This window comes from uncultured Streptococcus sp. (assembly GCF_901875575.1).
Classification (GTDB): Bacteria; Bacillota; Bacilli; order Lactobacillales; family Streptococcaceae; genus Streptococcus.
Genome location: NZ_CABFMF010000068.1, coordinates 1 through 534, shown reverse-complemented (window position 1 = coordinate 534; position 534 = coordinate 1). Strand labels below are relative to the sequence as shown.

General features: G+C 32.4%; 1 protein-coding gene. It reads left to right on the top strand.

The genetic code is table 11. The annotated features are described in order from the left end of the window. Positions 1-160: 160 nt before the first annotated feature. On the top strand, positions 161-534 hold a 374-nt coding region (locus QZ114_RS08950; protein WP_295502412.1), incomplete at its 3' end, for a helix-turn-helix transcriptional regulator.

Sequence of the window (534 nt, the reverse complement as noted above, 5' to 3'; positions counted from 1 at the left end):
ACTTTGGACGACACATTAAAGGAAGCTAAGAATCAACTTCATAAGGAACAATTGGAGAAGAATTTAGAGAGATTTAGGAAAAATAGTCAATAATGCACCAAAATTGGTGCGTTATACTTTTTTATGCTATAATTGAATTATAAAAATAAAGGAGTTTGCCATGATTGGAAAGAACATAAAATCCTTACGTAAAACACATGACTTAACACAACACGACTTTGCACGGATTGTAGGAATTTCTCGAAATAGCTTAAGTCGTTATGAAAATGGAACGAGTTCAGTCTCTACGGAACTAATAGACATCATTTGTCAGAAGTTTAATGTATCTTATGTCGATATTGTAGGAGAAGACAAAATGCTCAATCCTGTTGAAGATTATGAATTGACCTTAAAAATTGAAATTGTGAAAGAAAGAGGTGCTAATCTATTATCTCGACTCTATCGTTATCAAGATAGTCAGGGAATTAGCATTGATGATGAATCTAATCCTTGGATTTTAATGAGTGATGATCTATCTGACTTGATTCATACGAA